The following is an 18,660-nucleotide window of genomic DNA, read 5'->3' as shown; positions in this document are numbered from 1 at the left end:
GAAGATTATGCCTAAAACAAAGAGAAAAGCAAAAGAAAAATCCGTTAAATGCAAGCGCCCAAGCTGGGACGAGTATTTTATTAATATTGCTAAAGCTGTTTCATCAAGGGCTACATGTCTAAGAAGAAAGTACGGCGCTGTAATAACAAAAGACAATATTATAGTCAGCACCGGATACAACGGTGCGCCCGCTGGAATGAAAGACTGCATGGAAGCAGGTAAATGCACAAGGAAAAAGCTGCAGATACCGCATGGCGAAAGATATGAGCTATGCCATAGTGTTCATGCCGAGGCAAATTCAATCATCCGTGCATCAGTCCATGAATTAAACGGGGCAACAATATATGTATCAGGAGCTGAAGACCACGGTTCAGAATGCATATCAGAACCCTGCATGATGTGCAAGAGGATGATACTCAACGCAAAGATAGCAAAGGTTGTTTATTCGGACGGCAATGGCAGACATCATATAATCAATCCAAAGAAATGGCTCAAAAAACGAGTATAACAAAATGGAAATGTTAAGACAGATAAGATGGCAGGATATTTTAGACATACTTATAGTGTCTATCCTGATTTATCGTCTGCTTTTATTTATAAAAGGTACAAAAGCAGTGCAGATGCTGATTGGTCTGGGCGTGCTGCTGCTTGCGTCTCTGCTGTCAAGCGCAGTAGGCATGTATACAATAGATTGGTTGATTCAGAGTTTCTGGGCTCAGATTGTAATTGCATTGATAGTCTTATTCCAACCCGAAATAAGACGGGCGCTTGCACAGATGGGCAAGGCTTCGTTCATACATTCATTCACATCTGCTGAAGAATTAAAATCACTTGAAGAAATAGTCAAGGCTGCTGTTGCTCTTGCAAATAGAAAAGTTGGAGCCTTGATTGCAATAGAACGCGATACAAGTCTTGGAGATTTTGTTGAAATAGGAACGCCCCTGGATGCAAAAGTTACAAAAGAGATACTATTGAGCATATTTCATCCCAGTTCTCCGATACACGACGGTGCGGTAGTAATCAATGGTAACAGGATTCTCGCTGCAGGCTGTTTTCTGCCAATAGCATTGAAAACAGAAGCTGAAAAAACAATGGGCACAAGGCACAGGGCAGCACTTGGCGTAACAGAGGAAACAGATGCTGTTGTGATTATTGTTTCTGAGGAAACAGGGAACATATCAGTTGCAACAGAAGGAAAGCTTCAGACTAATTTTAATATGGCAACATTGAGAACTGCGCTTACAGATTTGTTTACAACAACAAAGAAGAAAGCAAAATGAAAAAAATCTTTATAGAAAATCTCGGACTAAAGATACTGGCTGTCAGCATGGCAATAATCCTATGGTTCTTTGTTGTATCAAAGGGGCAATCAGAGATTGCAATTGATGTGCCTATCGAATTGAAGAACATACCACAGGGACTTGAGTGCGTAAAGCAAAATACAAAATCAGTGAGCCTGACTATAAGAGGGCAGGAAATATTTCTAAAAAATGCAAAACCAGCTGATATAAACGTTTATATAGATTTAGGAAAAGCCAAAAAAGGAAGAAGCGCTTATTTTATAAACAAAGACGATGTTAAACTTCCTTCTACAATGCATGTATTAAGCATAAGCCCTTCGTCCATAACAATTGATATCGAAGAGACTGCAACTGCAAAAGTTCTTGTAATACCTGTTGTAACAGGAACCCCTGATCCAAAATTTATTGTGAAATCAATAGAGGTCTCGCCTAAAGAAGTTACTATAGAAGGTGTTAGTTCAGAGATAAATGGCATGACATCCATCAGGACAGAACCTGTTGATATTACCGGCTCAAGCAGGACATTTACTAAGGAGATCAGGCTTGAAACCAATGGTAGAAACATAAGAGTAAAGCAGGATGTCCGTATAAAGATTGTTTTAAAGGAAAGGAAAAAATAAAACAAGATGAAATTATTCGGTACAGACGGAATAAGAGGCAGAGTCAATAAACATCCTATGACTCCTGAGAATGTTCTCAAGATCGGAATGGCTGCTGCAAAGGTTCTTAAAAAAGAACACAGCAGAAATACTGTATTGATAGGAAAAGATACAAGACTCTCGGGCTATATGATAGAGAGCGCGCTAACATCAGGCATCTGCTCAATGGGAATGAATGTAACTCTGGTCGGCCCTATTCCTACTCCCGGCATTGCATTTCTCACAAGGGCATTAAGACTTGACGCAGGCATTGTAATATCAGCGTCACACAATCCTTACACAGATAACGGGATAAAATTCTTCTCATCTGACGGATTCAAGCTAGATGATGAACTCGAAAGAAAAATAGAAGAGATGGTTATAGATGATAAGCTTGGAGAAAAAAGAACATCAGGGGATCATATTGGAAAAGCATTCAGGCTTGATGATGCAACAGGAAGATACATTGAATACATAAAAGCAACAATACCAAGGGGTGTTACGCTTGAAGGCATCAAAGCTGTTGTAGACTGCGCAAACGGCGCAGCCTACAAGGTAACACCGTGGGTACTGCGCGAACTCGGGGCAGAAGTTGTTGTTATAAATGACAGACCTGATGGAATAAATATAAATGAGGACTGCGGCGCAATGCACCTTGAAGGATTGCAGAAAGCAGTAAGAGAACACAAAGCAGATGTTGGTATAGCTCATGACGGCGATGCAGACAGGGCAATGTTCTGCGATGAAAAAGGAAATATCATTGATGGCGACCAGATTATGGGCATATGCGCTGTTGAATTGAAAGAAGAAAGTAAGCTCAAAGGAGATACTGTTGTCTCCACTGTGATGAGTAATCTGGGCGTTGAGCATTATTTAATGAAAAAAAACATAAAATTTATACGCACTAAGGTTGGAGACAGATTTGTTGCTGAAAAAATGCGTGCAGACGGATATAACTTTGGAGGAGAGCAGTCAGGCCATATAATTTTTTCTGACTATAACACAACAGGAGACGGCCCTATAACAGCATTACAGCTTCTTTACGTGATGGTAAACAGAGGCGAACCTTTATCAAAACTTGTATCGGAGATCAAGCTTTATCCACAGATATTGATGAATGTGGAAGTTGAAAAAAGAAAAGACATAAGAACAATCCCTGAGATCGAGGCAGCGATAAAAAATGCCGAAGGGAAACTCTGTAACAAAGGAAGGATTCTTGTCAGACCGTCAGGAACAGAACCAAAAATAAGAGTCATGGTAGAAGGCAGGGACAAACATCTTATAAAAGAGCTTGCAGCAGAAATATCAAAGGTTATCAAAAAGAAAATGGTTGATGATTGATGGCCATTTAATTTTAAAAATACAATGCCCTTTTTCCTTTTATTTATTGCCGGAGTTGTCCTGTTCTATATCTTTCTCTATTTCCCCTATACAGCAAGTCTCATAACAATATCAGCAGCAGTCCTGCTCGTTTATAAAAAGAAATATCTCTTAGTACCTTTTCTGATGTTCGGAATAATATATGCATTTTTCAGATACTCGCCTGAGATTGACATGCAAGGCATAAGTGGAAAAGAATTTATCGCATCAGGAGTTTTTATATCAGAGCCTGTCAGAAATCTCTCCCCATATTCAGTTGATTCTGAAGAATTCATCCAGAAATTTGAGACAAATTCAATAAGTATAAATTTAATTTCTGAAGATGAATTCGAAGTAGGTAAAAATTATAAACTGCTGATAAAAACAAACAGAGACAATACAAGACTGAACCCGGGAATGATAAAAAATGAAAATCTATATGCAAGACTGATAAATATCATCGAATATCCTGATACTACTAAAAGTATATCTATATGGTCATCGCTTCAAAAATCAAGGGGCAAGCTCAACAAATACATATATGAAAATTTTAAACCCGATTCAGGTGCGTTGATTGCCTCAATAACAACAGGGCAGAGAACTGGCATGAGTGAAGAACTCAAGCAGGCATTCAACTCAACAGGACTTACTCACATATTAAGCGTGTCAGGGACACATTTTGGACTTTTTTCTGTCTTTTTATTTGGCATCTTCAGATTCTTGATAAACCTGCTTCCCCATAGGTTTTTGCAGAGGATTACTGTTTATCTTGCCCCCTCCCAGTTATCAGCGCTTCTTTGTCTTCCATTTATGATTGCATATCTCGGCATATCAGGGACAAGCACTCCAGCTCTGCGCTCCTTTATCATGATCAGTCTTTTTCTTGCAGGTCTTCTCATAGGAAGAAAAGGATTCTGGTTGAATTCTTTGCTATTTGCGGCAGTTGTCATAATGCTATGGCAGCCAGATTCTGTTTTAACTCTTTCTTTTCAGCTTTCATTTATTGCCGTTTTATTCATAGGATTTTTTATAGAGCATGAGTATGAGAATATAAAAACTAAAAGTTCCATAAAAGAAATTATCAAAAATACTGTTTTTATCACCCTTGCTGCATCACTTGGCACTGCTTCGCTGGTTGCGTATCACTTTCATTATTTTTCTATAATCTCGCCTGCAACAAATCTGTTCATAACTCCTTTTATCGGTTTTGTTCTACTGCCGATATCCCTAATATCAGGATTCTCATTCCTCATAACAGAACATTACATTTTCACTGATTTAAACAGAATGTTAGCTGATTTTACTGTTTATCTTGTTCTTAAATCAGGGAGCATACCTTTTACTAACATAGCTATTCCTGCATTCCCTGTTTTTCTTGTAATCTTATTCTATGCCGGGGCCGTATTCTATTTTGTAAAGAAAAATAAATATGCGCTTATAATCCCTTCAGTCATATTAATTGTCTTCGTATTAATATCAACTCTCAATAAAAGCAGCGGAGTCAGTGTCACATATCTTGATGTAGGTCAGGGCGATTCATCTGTGATAACGCTTCCTGATAACAAAATAATTGTCATGGATTCAGGCAGGACAGGAAAAGAAACAGCTTCATTCCTTAAATACAAAGGGAGGAAAACAATTGACGTGCTTGTTCTTACACATCCTCATCCTGATCATATTGGAGGCATTAATTACCTGGCTGGAAATTTTTCGATTAAAGAGATATGGGATAATGGCAGGTTTTCCTATACTGAAGAAATTTTAGAAGACATAACGCACAAAACACTCCAGAGAGGTGATGTGTACAAAAGCAAGGGATATTTTATTTTTGTTCTCCACCCTTATAAGGAATTTTACACATTAAACGGTGACGAATATAACGAAGAAAACAACAGTTCGCTCGTGATCAGGATTGCAGGAAAAAACAAATCTTTTATCTTTACTGGTGATGTCGAAGAAGAAGCAGAAGAAGACATCGCGCATCTCGATAAATGGATAAAAAGCAGCGTGATAAAAATTCCGCACCACGGCAGCAGGACATCTGCTTCAGATGTTTTTCTTAATGCAGTTTCGCCTGAAATTGCTGTGATAAGCGCAGGAAGAGATAATTCATTCGGTCATCCTCATCAGGAAATGGTCGAGAAACTGAGCGCTGTAAAAATTCTAAGAACAGACAGAAACGGAGCCGTAAAGATAACTGCAAGAGATGATCAGCTTGAGGTTAAGACATATAAGGATTTTCAGTTTGAGAAAACTAAAACTTTCAGCGGCGAGATAAAAAACATTAGAGCACTTTTTACATTGTGGTAGAATAGAAAAATTAATCCATAGGAGAATATGGCTTTTGTAATAGCAGTTGCAGGAAAAGGCGGAACAGGAAAGACAAGCATTGCTGCGCTTGCAGTCAAGTATATAGTCGAAAAAAAGAAAAAATCTGTGTTGGCTGTTGATGCTGACAGCAACGCATGCCTTAATGAAGCATTAGGCGTAAATATACACGCCACGATAGGAGGCCTCCGTGAAGAATCCCTTCAGACTGTCAGAAGCGGAGGAGAGAGACCGGGCGGCATGTCAATGGAGCAGCTTTTTGATTATCAGGTCCAGCAGTCAGTGATAGAGGCAAAGGGTTTTGATCTTATGGTCATGGGAAGGCCTGAAGGACCAGGGTGCTACTGTGCAGCGAATAATATAATAAGAAAATACACAGACAAACTTTCTGAGACCTATTCTTATGTTGTGATCGACAATGAGGCCGGGATGGAACACTTAAGCAGAAGGACAACGCACAAAGTAAATCTGCTTTTCATAGTAAGCGATCCAAGCGTAAGGGGGATAAAGACAGCGAAGAGAATCTCAGACCTTGTCAAAGAACTAAACCTTGATGTTGAAAAACACGTTCTTATTATTAATAGAGTGACAAGCAATGAAGGTAAGGATCTCAAAAAACTCGGCGAATCACTCGGACTCGATGTTGCGGGAATTATTCCGCAAGACCAAAAGGTTTTTGAATACGACCTGCAGGGGAAGCCAATCACAGAACTTACTGAAGACTCATCTGCTGTTAAAACAGCTTTTGAAGTGTTCGAAGGCTTAAAGGTTTAATACTTTATATTCCTTAAAAACTCTGCGCTGTCTTCAGGAAGGGCTGTATTTATATACATTCCCGAACCCAGCTCAAAACCAGCAACCTGGCTGACTCTTGGAACAATACTAAGATACCAGTGATAATATTCAGAACCGCTTTCCTTGGGGCTTTCAGATCTGATTACATAATTGTAATCAGGATTCTCCAGTCCATAGTAAAACTTTGCAAGCATGGTTTTCAAATGATATGCGAGATCTTTTATTTCATCATCATTTATATCACCAAAACATGCATTGTGTTGTTTTGGAAAGATCCATGTGTGAAACGGAGAAAGCGCAGCGTATGGAATGAATGAAATAAAATGTTTTGTATCAAGCACTACTCTTTTGTTATCTTCAAGCTCGTTTTTCGCTGTTGCGCACATCAGGCATTCGCCTGTGTTATCAAAATATTTTACTGTTTCATACAGCCTGTCTCTGACCTGAAGAGGCGTAACAGGAGTGCCGACAATCTGGGAATGCGTGTGTTCAATTGATGTTCCTGCGTTATATCCATTATTTTTAAAGATTATTACATGTTCAATTCTGGGGTCATTATATATATCCATAAAACGCATTTTATAAGCTCTAACAACATCTGATAAATCCTCTATCGGCATTAATGCAGGCGTCATATTATGAAGCGGGGATTCGATTACAACTTCATGTCTGCCTACTCCTGTGACAAGATGTTTAAGAGAATTATTTATTCTTGTTTTCTCGCCGTCAATGCTGAGCGCAGGAAATTTATTGGGGGTTACCCTTACCTTCCATCTTCCGTCAGAAGCTATCTGCATGACTTTTTCTGGAGTCCTGCTCTCGTTGCCAGGACAAAACGGACAGGTTTTTGAAAACTCAGGAAGAATTTTTTTGTCTTTTTTAGATCTGAATTCATCAGGCCTTTTTGCCCTCTCAGTGGCTATGATCACCCATTCTCTTGTTATAAGGTTAAGTCTTAGTTCAGGCATATAAAAAGGATATCATAAAGACAGAATTTTTTTTAGAGCCTCAATATCTTCGCTGCTATGGGCCGCAGTAATTGTTATTCTTATAATAGGCTTTTTGACTGTGGGCGGTCTTATAGCAGGAGCGAGTATGCCATTATCAAAAAAAAGCTTCGATTTTTGAAGCGCATCATCAACATTATCAAATTTTAGAGGGATTATCGGCGTCTCACTATCTGAGATATCATAACCAAGCGATTCAATCTCTTTTGCAGCCATATCTCTGTTAGCCCAGAGCATGCTGATTCTCTCGGGTTCTTTCTGTATTGTTTCGAGCGCTGCAATAGAAGCGCCTATAACGCATGAGGGCAATGCTGTTGAAAAAACAAAGCTTCTTGCTCTGTTGATTAGCCAGTCGATCACCTCATTATTCGCGGCTGCAAAAGCTCCGAATGAACCCAATGCCTTAGAAAAAGTGCCCATCTGTATAATCCATGAATCCGGTTTGAGATTAAAATGTGCCAGAGATCCTCTGCCTTTTCCAAGAACACCGGTTGCATGCGCATCATCAATATAAAGGATGGCATTGTTTTTCTTACATATATTATACATATCAGATATCGGGGCTATATCACCGTCCATGCTGAATATGGAATCTGTAACAACAATTTTTTTTACTGCATCGGATTTTTTAAGAGCATTTTCGAGTTCATAGATATCCTTATGTTTATATATATATTTATCTGCCCTGCTCAACCTGCATCCGTCAACAATGCTTGCATGATTAAATTCATCGCTGAATATTATGTCTTTTTCATCTGCAATCGCAGGGATAATCCCGATGTTTGCTGCATATCCTGAGTTAAAAACAAGCGCTGCCTGAGTTGATTTGAATTCAGCGATCTTCTTTTCAAGTTCTCCGAAAATACTGGTCCCGCCAGAAAGAAGTCTTGATGCGCCTGACCCAAAACCATATTTTTTGAAGGCCTGTTCAGCAGCATTTATAAGAGTTTTATTGCTTGAAAGGCCAAGATAATCATTTGATGAAAAATTTATATATTCCCTGCCGTTTATTTTTACATGTGAACCCTGAGAAGAATCTATGTCTCTTATCTGTCTGAAAAGTTTCTGTTTTTTAATAAAATCAAGCATTTTTACGAACATGAAAATATTATACAAGAACAAATCTCCTATTATCTTTTTTTATAGGCTTATATTGCACATTATCTATATTGACAAAGCGAATCTCTCTATGATAAAGTCGATTGCTTTATTTTTTACACTCAACCTTCAAAGGGGAAAAAATGTTAGAGTTTAATTATTGGTTTTTTGTTCTGCTTGCAAATTTTCTCTTCCTTATATGGATTTTAAATAAACTGCTGTTCAAGCCTATTCTCAATCTCTTTAAGGAAAGAGAGAAAACGATAAAAAGCTCGATGACTGACGCAAAAAATCTGGCGCAAAAACAAGAACAAAAATCTCTTAAGCTAAACAAGGAATTGTCTGATGCAAGACACAAGGCAATGAAAATTTTTGAGTCGCTTAAAGAAGAAGGTTTGATCGAACATAAAAAATTATTTTCCAAGGCTGAAAACGAGGCAGCAGAAATTTTACAAAAAGCAAGAGCAGAACTAAAAGCCGAAGCTGAAAAGGCAAAACAGGCGCTTAGGGTCGATGTTGATAAATTCTCAGATGAAATCGTAAGGAAATTGATAAAAGCATGAAATCAAAAATAAATATTAGAAATTTCATTTTTATTACATTCTGTTTTTTTACTCTGCTTACTGCAGGACTTGCCTTCGCCTCAGGCGGAGAAACTGAACACACTCCATTATGGAAAGAATACCTGTGGAAGGTAATCAATTTCAGCATACTCGTGGCTTTACTGGTTCTTCTTATTAAAAAAGCAGATATTAAAGGATCCTTAAAAAACAGAACAGAACTCATAGAAAGGACTTTGAGGGAAGCAAAAGAGGCTAAAGAACTTGCTGAAAAATCGCTTGCTGAGGTCGAAAAAAGATACAGGACAAAGGATAAAGAGATAGAAGAGATCATTTCATCAGCAAAAAAGCACGGCGAAGAAGAAAAAATAAAGATAATAGAGGAAATCAAACATCTCAGAGAAAAAATACTCGAGCAGACAAAAGTTAACATAGAATATGAACTCAGAGAAGCAAAGGCAGCGATAAAAGCTGAAGCTGTCGACATAGCAATGGAGCTTGCAGGAAAAAAGCTCAAAGACAAGATAAGCAGTAAGGAGCTTTCAGCTTTTCTTGAAGAGTCAATCAAGGAAATAGAGGATAAAAAATGAAACACAACAAGCAGGCAAAAAAATATTCCAAGATGTTTCTGAATATGGTCGGCATCGAAGATGCAATTACATATATAGATGAACTGACAGCAGTAACCAGCCTTATGAACAAAAGTAAAAAGCTAAAAGGACTTCTCATGGGTCCCCAGTTTACTTCAGGAGAAAAGGAAAAAGTCCTTAAACAGTTAGGAAAAATAGCAGGATTCTCAGATTATACAATTAAATTCGTGACATATCTTTCTAATAACATGACGATTACTAGCCTTCCTGAGATTATCAGGATGACTACAAACATATATCTTGAAAAGAAACACAAGGCCAAGGCAGTTGTAATAACTCCAATGAAAATTGATAGGACCCATGAGAGCAGGCTCTCTGAGGCGCTTAAGAAACTTACAAACAAAGACGTGGACATGGACTTTGTACTTGACCCCACGCTTATTGGTGGAATTCTCGTCAAGGTCGGAAGCACTATGTATGATACAAGCATAAAAGGCCAGCTTAGGCTTTTAAAAGATGAGCTTATAAAGGGGTGATGGAGATGCAGATTAAGGTTGATGAGATTAGTGAACTTTTAAAAAAACAGATTTCTGATTTTGAAAAAAAAGTAGATGTAAGTGAAATAGGAACTGTCATCGCTGTAGGCGACGGTATCGCAAGGGTTTACGGCCTTGAGAAGTGTATGGCGTCAGAGCTTCTTGAGTTCCCTAGCGGCGTCATGGGCATGGCGCTTAACCTTGAAGAAGATACTGTCGGTGCGGTTCTTTTTGGTGATGACTCTTTAATTAAAGAAGGCGATGTTGTAAAGCGCACAGGCAGGATCATGTCTGTGCCAGTAGGCGATAATATGAAAGGCAGGGTTGTAAATGCAATAGGCCAGCCCATTGACGGAAAAGGTCCTGTTGTTACAAAGGACAGAAAAATGGTTGATGTTGTCGCCCCTGGTATTATTGACAGACAGCCTGTTGGAGAGCCTCTCCAGACAGGACTTAAGGCGATCGACTCAATGATCCCAATCGGAAGAGGACAGAGAGAGCTTATTATCGGCGACCGTCAGACAGGAAAGACAGCAATTGCTATAGATGCAATCATAAATCAAAAAGGCGAAGATGTTGTATGCATATATGTTGCAGTAGGCCAGAAACGCGCAAACGTTGCACGTGTTATGAAGACCCTTGAAGAACACGGAGCACTGGAGCATACGATCATAGTTTCAGCTACTGCAAGCGAACCTGCACCTCTTCAGTATATTGCTCCATATACAGGATGTGCCATAGGTGAATATTTCAGGGATAAAGGCAAACACGCTTTAATAATATATGATGACCTTTCAAAACAGGCAACTGCTTACAGACAACTGTCGCTTCTTCTCAGAAGACCGCCTGGACGTGAAGCATTCCCCGGCGATGTTTTCTACTTACACTCAAGACTTCTGGAAAGAGCTGCCAAACTCTCGAAAGAGCTTGGCGGAGGTTCACTCACAGCGCTGCCTATAATCGAGACACAGGCAGGTGACGTGTCGGGTTATATTCCAACAAACGTTATCTCAATCACAGATGGTCAGATATACCTCGAGGGAGAGCTTTTCTATGCTGGAGTAAGACCTGCTGTTAACGTGGGTCTTTCAGTCAGCCGTGTTGGCGGAGCTGCGCAGACAAAAGCTATGAAACAGGTTGCAGGAACAATAAGACTTGAGCTTGCTCAGTTCAGAGAACTCGCTGCATTTGCACAGTTCGGAAGCGATCTTGATAAGGCAACGCTTGCGCAGATAGAAAGAGGCAAGAGACTCAGCGAGCTCCTGAAACAGGGACAATATGCTCCTATGTCAATGGAAGAACAGGTAATAGTTCTTTTTGCTGGAACACAAGGCTTCCTTGATGATATAGCTGTTGAAGCTGTAAAAGAATTTGAGACCGAACTTCTCGTTTACATGAGAGACCAAAAAGCTGACATAAAGAAAGATCTGAAAGAGAAAAAAACAATTGACGACAACCTCAAGGCAAGGCTAACAGAGGCAATCAATCATTTTAAGGTTGGGTTCAAGGCATAAATGGCAACATTAAGAGATATCAAAAGAAGGATAAAGGCTGTTCACAGCACTAAGCAGATAACACGTGCTATGAAGATGGTTTCTGCTGCAAAGTTCAGAAGAGCTCATGAGAGACTAATTGAAATGAGACCTTATGCCACCAGAATGAATGCCGTCATTTCAAGCCTTGCAAACAGCGTAGAGGCTGAGACTCATCCTTTACTTGTAACAAGACCAGTAAAAAAGGTTGAAGTTGTAGTTTTTACAAGTGACAGAGGTCTTTGCGGCGCTTTTAACTCTAATATTCTAAAGAATGCAGTAAAGCAAATAGCAGAGCTTAAACAAAAGGGGATAGAGGTAACCATAAGCACAATAGGAAGAAAGGCTTATGAATATTACAAAAGAAGAAATATCCAGCTAAGAAAATCATGGAATATTGCAGGAAGCGTTGCATTTACCAATGCTCAGGAGATTTCAATAAACATAATTGAAAATTATGTGAGCGAGGCAGTGGATGAAGTCATACTTATATACAATGAATTCAAATCAGTCATAGCCCAAGAGACTGTTACACCAAGACTCTTGCCTATGGCTCCTTTAGAAACAACAGCAGAGGTTCAGCCGGTATCCAATTTTATCTATGAGCCAAATAAAGAAGAGTTATTCGATGATCTGCTTCCTAAAAACGTCGAGATACAGATATTCAGCGCGCTGCTTGAGTCACAAGGCTCTGAAGAGGCAGCAAGAATGACTGCAATGGAAAATGCAACAAAAAGCGCCAATGACATGATAGACAGCCTTACCCTGCAGTACAACAAGGCCAGACAGACTTCTATCACAACAGAACTTATGGATATTGTCGGAGGCGTTGAAGCTCTTAAAGGATAAAATGAAAAATCTTATTAATTTTAAAAAATAATTTATGTATAAATTTGGGGGTTAACAATGAGCAATGTAGGCAAAATTTCACAGGTTATCGGTGCAGTTGTCGATTTAGAGTTTGAAGAGAAACTGCCGGAGATCCTAAACGCTATTGTAGTCGAGCAGAAAGGAGACTCTTCAAAGGGGCTTCCTGATATCAAGGTTACACTCGAAGTCGCATCCCACCTCGGAGATAACAAGGTAAGAACTGTTGCAATGTCCTCAACTGACGGACTTGTAAGAGGAATGGCTGCTACTGACACAGGAAATCCGATAAGCGTTCCTGTTGGCAAGGCTGCGCTTGGAAGAATAATGAATGTTATCGGGGATGGCATCGATAAATTAGGACCTATAAAATCAGATGTAAAATGGCCTATACACAGATCCGCCCCTGAATTTGTTGAACAGGAACCTGTTACACAGGTTTTTGAGACAGGAGTTAAAGTATTTGACCTGCTAGTACCATTCGTAAGAGGCGGCAAGATGGGAATGTTTGGCGGCGCAGGTGTTGGAAAAACTGTTGTTATCATGGAAATGATCCACAACATCGCAATGAAACACGGCGGTGTTTCTGTTTTTGCAGGTGTTGGTGAAAGAACAAGAGAAGGTAATGATCTTTATAACGAAATGAAACATTCCGGCGTTCTAGAAAAAGTTGCGCTTATTTACGGTCAGATGAATGAACCGCCTGGAGCAAGGGCTAGAGTTGCACTTTCAGCGCTTACATGTGCAGAGTACTTCAGAGACGAGGGGCAGGACGTTTTGATCTTTATCGACAATATATTCAGATATACACTTGCCGGTTCAGAGCTCTCAGCGCTGCTTGGTAGAATGCCTTCAGCTGTTGGTTACCAGCCTACTCTCGGAACTGACATGGGTATTCTACAGGAAAGAATCACAACAACAAAGAAAGGCGCTATTACATCAATGCAGGCTATATATGTCCCTGCAGACGACCTTACAGACCCTGCTGTTGCAACGGCATTTACACATCTTGACGGAACAGTTGTTCTTTCAAGACAGATATCAGAGCTTGGTATTTATCCTGCTGTTGATCCGCTCGATTCAACATCACGTATTCTTGATCCTAAGGTTATCGGTGATGAACACTATGCGGTTGCAAGAAAAGTCCAGATGACTCTTCAGAGATACAAAGAGCTTCAGGACATCATTGCAATCCTTGGTATGGAAGAACTTTCAGAAGATGACAAGCTTACTGTTTCAAGGGCCAGGAAAATACAAAGATTCTTAAGCCAGCCTTTCCATGTTGCAGAAGTGTTTACTGGAAGACAAGGGAAATACGTAAAAGTTGCTGACACAATAAAAGGCTTCAAGGCAATAGCTGATGGCAAATATGATGACATGCCGGAACAGGCATTCTATATGACAGGCACCATTGAAGAAGCAGAAGAGAATGCAAAGAAGCTTGGCTGGTCGAGGCAGATATAATGGCTGAAGAAAAGCTTTTACTTGAAATAGTTACACCTCAGGGCCTCGTCTACAGCGGAAAAGTAGACGAGGTAACTGCAAGCGGCTCTGAAGGAGAATTTGGAGTCCTTCCGGGACATGCACCATTTATAACCACAATAAAAATAGGAATGGTCTCAGGCAGAGTAGGAAAGGATTATAAATTCTTTTTTGTGAACTGGGGATATGCAGAAGTAAGTTCTGATAAAATCGTTATTCTTGCCGATAGAGCAGAGCTTTCAGAAGAAAGCGATATTGAAAAGGCAAGGGCTGCAATGAAAGAAGCTGAAGAAAGATTCAGAAAATGCGAGACTTGCGATGCACACAAGGCTGAAGCTGCCCTTGAAAGAGCAGTAACAGGAGTTAACATTTCAAAGGTGAAAACTCCAAAATAATTATCTTGTTTTCTGTCTTACTGCTTCATATAAACATATAGCAGCACAAACGGCAACATTCAGGCTTTCCGCTTTTCCCATAATCGGGATACTCAAAACAAGGTCGGCATTCTTTTGTATTTCTGCGCTTATGCCATGGGCCTCATTCCCGAATACAAATGCAGAGGCTTTTTTAATATCTGCATCGAATATCGAGAGCTGTGCATCCGCTGCTGTAGATATAAGGGTTATATTATTTGCTTTCAGCCATTTAATGACCTCATCTGTGCTTGAGCTGACAACCTGAATATTGAATATGCTTCCTGCGGTTGCACGCAGTGTTTTCTGCATAAATATATCACATGTGCCTTTTAAAATAATCACTGCATCTGCTCCGGCAGCATCAGCAGTCCTGATTATCGCGCCAAGATTCCCTGGTTCCTGAATGTTATCTATAATTATCAAAAACGGATCTGATTTAAATTTTATGTCTGAAAGTCTCACACTAGGATATGATGCGACTGCTAATATGCCCTGCGGAGTTTCTGTGTCAGCTATCTTTGCAATTATGCGTTCTTCAACCTCAAAAATTTCAGCTTTATTTTTCAGTAAAGTCAAAACAGCCCTTCCCTCTTTTTTTGATGCAAACTTTTCTGTAATCAAAACCCTGCTGATCTTTGTACCAGAGGCAAGAGCCATCTCAATAAGATGAGGACCGTCAAGAATAAAGGCATTGCCTTTATATTTCCCTCTCTTGTTTTTTATATCGATGATTTCTTTGATTTTTTGATTAACTGCGCTGGAAATCTTTGCATAATTCATCATTTATAACTTTAGCAGAAATCGGTATTCACTTTCTACTTTTTCTAAGGTAGAATATTATTTATTTACCGCATTGTCACAGCAACAAAATAAAGTTGTTACAAACCAAGGAGGATTGATTTATGTTTCAGGGACTAATAGACCTGCATACTCATGGCATTGGGAAATATGATACCAAGACAGTCTGTTCAGAAGATATCTTAAAGATGGCTGAACTTCATGCAAATAAATGCGCTTCTGCAATACTTCCAACCATATATCCTGGACCAATAAGCTTGATGAGAAAACAGATGGAAGCCGTAAAAAAAGCAATGGATATCCAGGCTTCAAAATTAAAAGTCAGAAGCTATGAAATCCAGAATTCTAAGATAAGCTCTTCTCTTATTCTGGGAGTTCATCTTGAAGGTCCTTTTTTAAATCCACTAAGGGCTGGAGCATTGGATAAAAAACACTTTATCAAGCCTTCAACTTCTGCGCTGAAAAAACTGATTGATGGATACGAGGACATGATAAAGATAGCAACACTTGCCCCTGAAATCCCTGGTGCATTAAAACTTATAGAAAAATTTAATGATCTTAATATCAGAGTCAACATGGGTCATTCTGATGCAACTTATGAACAGGCATTTGAAGGAAAACAGGCCGGGGCAACTGGAATAACACATATTTTCAATGCAATGAAGCCGTTTCATCATAGAGAGCCAGGACTTTCCGGCTTTGGCCTGATTGATGAGGACATTTACATAGAGGTCATAGCAGACGGAATCCATCTTCATCCAAAGACACTGGAATTGATTTTTTCAAAGAAACGCCTTGATAAGATTATAATAGTATCAGACTCAATTAAAAAAACATCTGCTGTAAAAAAATCTATTCAAGACAAGAAAACAATATTGAAAGGTAGCAGTCTTACAATAAGTGAAGCTATCAAGATACTTAAAGCCATAGGGATTCCTGATGCCGAGATTATTTCAGCTGCATTTGATAATCCAAAAAGATATCTTTTACTTTAGTTTTTCGTGAATTTCTTCGAACTGACCGCAGACATACTTGAATGCATTCATTATCTGAGGGTCAAAGTGATGCGGGGTTGTCTTCCCGTCACCTTCAGTTATTATCATGCATGTCTCAACGTGACCGTATGCAGGCCTGTAAGAGCGACAACTTCTTAGAGCATCATAATGGTCTGCAATGCTCACAATCCTTCCTTCTAATGGAATCTTATTCCCTTTCAATCCATAAGGATAACCGCTTCCATCCCATCTTTCATGGTGTGTAAGCGCAACTGATTTCGCCATCTTCAGCTTAGGATTATCTCCCAATAGTTTAGCGCCATGAAGAGGGTGCTGTTTTACGGCTTCAAGCTCTTCATGAGTAAGTTTCTGACTTTTCCTAAGAATATCAGGAGATACATGAAAATTACCGACATCATGAAGCTTAGCAGCAATACCAATATCACGAACAAATTTGTCTGATAACACAAGCTGCTTTGCTAATATAGTGGCATATTTATTAATCCTGTATATATGGTTCGGCTTTCCAACCAGCACTTCTGATGCAACTGCCAGTGCATCAAGGGAATGCACCAGCGCCTCATCCATTTCTTTTATTTTTCTTGAAATTCCTTTGAAAAGCGGGGCATAAAGCTCAAGCCCCTTAAGCAGCTGAGCATTTGAATGTGCTGCAGGGTGTCCGTAATTAAATGCAATTACTTCCTTCAAATTCGATACATATGCTGCGAAGTTGCTTATCCTGCCTATAATATTTGAAAGCTCAACAGCAAAAGATTCCTGATATTCTGCATCTGATTCTGCATCAGTATGATTTGAATAAATCAGCGGAAGACTCTCATCTTTTTCTGCCTTATGCTTGGGCTGATAAAAATTCAGAGGAATGGTGCATTCAACAGCCTTAGCGCCTGCGCTATATATTTCTCCTTTTATCCTGTCACCATTCTGAATCCCCATAAAAACATGAGAGGCCTTATTCTTTTCTGTTATATCTTTTCTCAATATCATGTCGAGAATTGATTTATCAAATTCCTTGTCATTAAAGCTTTCAGGGTCAAATTTTTTAAAAATAGTCGAGACATTTGAAACCAATGCAGATAGATTACTGTTCGCACTTTCAAGATAATTGCATGTTTCCTTTATCCTCAAATGTGCCCTGACTCTTGCAACAACTTCATCCATGCCAAAAGGTTTGCTTATAAAATCATCAGCTCCGGACTGTAGACTTCTCATCCTTTCTTGTCCGGTTGGCAAGGAAGACATTAATATTACAGGAATATGCAGAGTTTCCCTGTCGGTTTTAATTTTTTTGCAGGTTTCATAACCGTTCATTTCCTGCATGCCAGCGTTAATCAGGACTAAATCGACTTTTTCTTTTTGCAAGAATTGAAGGCATTCTTCGCCGGATTTTAATTCGATTACTTCATAAAAAGTGTTCAGATACCCCTCAACAAGCGAGGCATTTCTCGCATTATCATCGACTAACAGCACCCTGATTCTTGACTGGTGATTTACCTTGCTTTTCATTTTTTCACCATGTTTAAAATTTTACCATGGAATTGTTTATCCGTCTAGAGATTAACAGTTTTTTGATAAAAAATTTTTATGTTATAATTTTTCTAATAATCTTAGGCTCAAAGGAGGGATTAATGAAAAGATCCATTTTCACTATATTTTTTTTCACTTTTTTAGTTTTACTCGCTTTGGATTCTGAATGCAAGGAGGCAAAGACAATGATAAAAGATATCCACTGGCTGGGTCATGATACATTCAAAATTTCAGGCGAAAAGATAATCTACACCGATCCTTTTAAGATTAAAAACACTGGGAAGGCGGACATAATCCTTGTTACTCACGAACACCGCGACCACTGTTCACCTGAAGATATAAAAAAAATCCAGGGACATGATACGGTTATCGTAACAGTCTCTGACTGCGCCAAAAAATTAAACGGGAACATAAAGATCGTAAAACCCGGCGATAAGATAAATGTGCATGGCATTGATATAGAAACAGTTCCATCCTATAACACCAACAAGCAGTTTCACACAAAGGATAAAGGATGGGTAGGATTCATATTTACTGTAAAAACCCAGAGGATATATCTGGCAGGCGACACAGATTATATTCCTGAGATGAAAAATTTCAAGGTTGACATTGCACTCCTGCCCGTATCAGGCACATATGTGATGACAGCTGATGAAGCAGTAAAAGCAGCCCTTGATATCAAGCCAAAAATTGCAATCCCAATGCACTATGGTTCGATAGTTGGAACAGAAGCAGACGCAGAAAAATTCAAGTCAGCCCTTGAAGGTAAAATTGAAGTAATAATACTTAAAGAGGAATAAAATCCTTAAAATG

The 18,660-nt window shown here is 39.2% G+C and carries 19 protein-coding genes; 15 read left to right on the top strand and 4 right to left on the bottom strand.

Going from position 1 to position 18,660, the window contains the following annotated elements; all coding sequences use genetic code 11:
• Positions 1-7: 7 nt before the first annotated feature.
• From LLF28_04315 to LLF28_04290, 6 genes are all read left to right on the top strand, one after another.
• Positions 8-508 (top strand): deaminase, encoded by a 501-nt coding sequence (locus LLF28_04315; GenBank protein MCE5194669.1) that lies wholly within the window; start codon positions 8-10, stop codon positions 506-508.
• A gap of 4 nt (positions 509-512) precedes the next feature.
• Positions 513-1,280, top strand: coding sequence for a diadenylate cyclase CdaA (gene cdaA, locus LLF28_04310; protein MCE5194668.1), 768 nt, complete (start codon positions 513-515; stop codon positions 1,278-1,280).
• Positions 1,277-1,921 (top strand): hypothetical protein, encoded by a 645-nt coding sequence (locus LLF28_04305; GenBank protein ID MCE5194667.1) that lies wholly within the window; start codon positions 1,277-1,279, stop codon positions 1,919-1,921. Before cdaA ends, LLF28_04305 begins: the two co-directional genes overlap by 4 nt.
• 6 nt (positions 1,922-1,927) lie before the next feature.
• A complete protein-coding gene (glmM, locus tag LLF28_04300; GenBank protein ID MCE5194666.1) occupies positions 1,928-3,280 on the top strand; it encodes a phosphoglucosamine mutase in 1,353 nt (450 codons plus the stop codon).
• A gap of 165 nt (positions 3,281-3,445) precedes the next feature.
• On the top strand, positions 3,446-5,608 hold the full coding sequence (locus LLF28_04295) for a DNA internalization-related competence protein ComEC/Rec2 (protein ID MCE5194665.1): 2,163 nt from the start codon (positions 3,446-3,448) through the stop codon (positions 5,606-5,608).
• 27 nt (positions 5,609-5,635) lie between these two features.
• Entirely contained in the window at positions 5,636-6,400 is a 765-nt protein-coding gene (locus tag LLF28_04290; protein MCE5194664.1) for an AAA family ATPase, read from the top strand.
• On the opposite strand, the gene galT is transcribed toward LLF28_04290, so the two are convergent.
• Complete coding sequence (gene galT / locus LLF28_04285; protein MCE5194663.1) at positions 6,397-7,389, bottom strand: galactose-1-phosphate uridylyltransferase; 993 nt, start codon at positions 7,387-7,389, stop codon at positions 6,397-6,399. The two genes, LLF28_04290 and galT, sit on opposite strands and share 4 nt — an antisense overlap.
• 12 nt (positions 7,390-7,401) lie before the next feature.
• Positions 7,402-8,544 (bottom strand): 8-amino-7-oxononanoate synthase, encoded by a 1,143-nt coding sequence (gene bioF / locus LLF28_04280; GenBank protein ID MCE5194662.1) that lies wholly within the window; start codon positions 8,542-8,544, stop codon positions 7,402-7,404.
• A 125-nt stretch (positions 8,545-8,669) separates the two neighbouring features.
• Between bioF and LLF28_04275 the strand changes: the two genes are divergently transcribed.
• Genes LLF28_04275 through LLF28_04245 form a run of 7 tightly spaced genes read left to right on the top strand, consistent with a single transcriptional unit; the run spans position 8,670 to position 14,488 of the window.
• Positions 8,670-9,089 (top strand): ATP synthase F0 subunit B, encoded by a 420-nt coding sequence (locus tag LLF28_04275; GenBank protein ID MCE5194661.1) that lies wholly within the window; start codon positions 8,670-8,672, stop codon positions 9,087-9,089.
• Positions 9,086-9,676 carry an ATP synthase F0 subunit B gene (locus LLF28_04270; GenBank protein MCE5194660.1) on the top strand — a complete coding sequence of 197 codons (591 nt, stop codon included), beginning with the start codon at positions 9,086-9,088 and terminating at the stop codon, positions 9,674-9,676. Before LLF28_04275 ends, LLF28_04270 begins: the two co-directional genes overlap by 4 nt.
• Positions 9,673-10,212 (top strand): ATP synthase F1 subunit delta, encoded by a 540-nt coding sequence (atpH, locus tag LLF28_04265; GenBank protein MCE5194659.1) that lies wholly within the window; start codon positions 9,673-9,675, stop codon positions 10,210-10,212. Before LLF28_04270 ends, atpH begins: the two co-directional genes overlap by 4 nt.
• A 5-nt stretch (positions 10,213-10,217) precedes the next feature.
• Complete coding sequence (gene atpA, locus LLF28_04260) at positions 10,218-11,726, top strand: F0F1 ATP synthase subunit alpha (protein ID MCE5194658.1); 1,509 nt, start codon at positions 10,218-10,220, stop codon at positions 11,724-11,726.
• Positions 11,727-12,593 carry an ATP synthase F1 subunit gamma gene (gene atpG / locus LLF28_04255; GenBank protein ID MCE5194657.1) on the top strand — a complete coding sequence of 289 codons (867 nt, stop codon included), beginning with the start codon at positions 11,727-11,729 and terminating at the stop codon, positions 12,591-12,593.
• Positions 12,594-12,650: 57 nt separating this feature from the next.
• Positions 12,651-14,075: a F0F1 ATP synthase subunit beta gene (gene atpD / locus LLF28_04250; protein ID MCE5194656.1), complete on the top strand. Its 1,425-nt coding sequence runs from the start codon at positions 12,651-12,653 to the stop codon at positions 14,073-14,075.
• Complete coding sequence (locus LLF28_04245) at positions 14,075-14,488, top strand: F0F1 ATP synthase subunit epsilon (GenBank protein MCE5194655.1); 414 nt, start codon at positions 14,075-14,077, stop codon at positions 14,486-14,488. The genes atpD and LLF28_04245 overlap by 1 nt, the downstream gene beginning before the upstream one ends.
• On the opposite strand, the gene LLF28_04240 is transcribed toward LLF28_04245, so the two are convergent.
• Positions 14,489-15,289: an RNA methyltransferase gene (locus LLF28_04240; GenBank protein MCE5194654.1), complete on the bottom strand. Its 801-nt coding sequence runs from the start codon at positions 15,287-15,289 to the stop codon at positions 14,489-14,491.
• A 122-nt stretch (positions 15,290-15,411) separates the two neighbouring features.
• On the opposite strand from LLF28_04240, the gene LLF28_04235 reads away from it, so the two are divergent.
• Positions 15,412-16,302: an amidohydrolase family protein gene (locus tag LLF28_04235; protein MCE5194653.1), complete on the top strand. Its 891-nt coding sequence runs from the start codon at positions 15,412-15,414 to the stop codon at positions 16,300-16,302.
• Here LLF28_04235 and LLF28_04230 read toward each other — a convergent pair.
• A complete protein-coding gene (locus tag LLF28_04230) occupies positions 16,294-17,826 on the bottom strand; it encodes a response regulator (protein ID MCE5194652.1) in 1,533 nt (510 codons plus the stop codon). The genes LLF28_04235 and LLF28_04230 overlap by 9 nt on opposite strands.
• A gap of 122 nt (positions 17,827-17,948) precedes the next feature.
• On the opposite strand from LLF28_04230, the gene LLF28_04225 reads away from it, so the two are divergent.
• Positions 17,949-18,647, top strand: coding sequence for an MBL fold metallo-hydrolase (locus LLF28_04225; protein ID MCE5194651.1), 699 nt, complete (start codon positions 17,949-17,951; stop codon positions 18,645-18,647).
• The last annotated feature ends 13 nt before the right edge of the window (positions 18,648-18,660 follow it).

The organism is Nitrospiraceae bacterium, assembly GCA_021373015.1.
Lineage (GTDB): Bacteria > Nitrospirota > Thermodesulfovibrionia > Thermodesulfovibrionales > UBA1546 > JAJFTJ01.
This window is presented reverse-complemented; position numbering and strand designations above follow the sequence as displayed.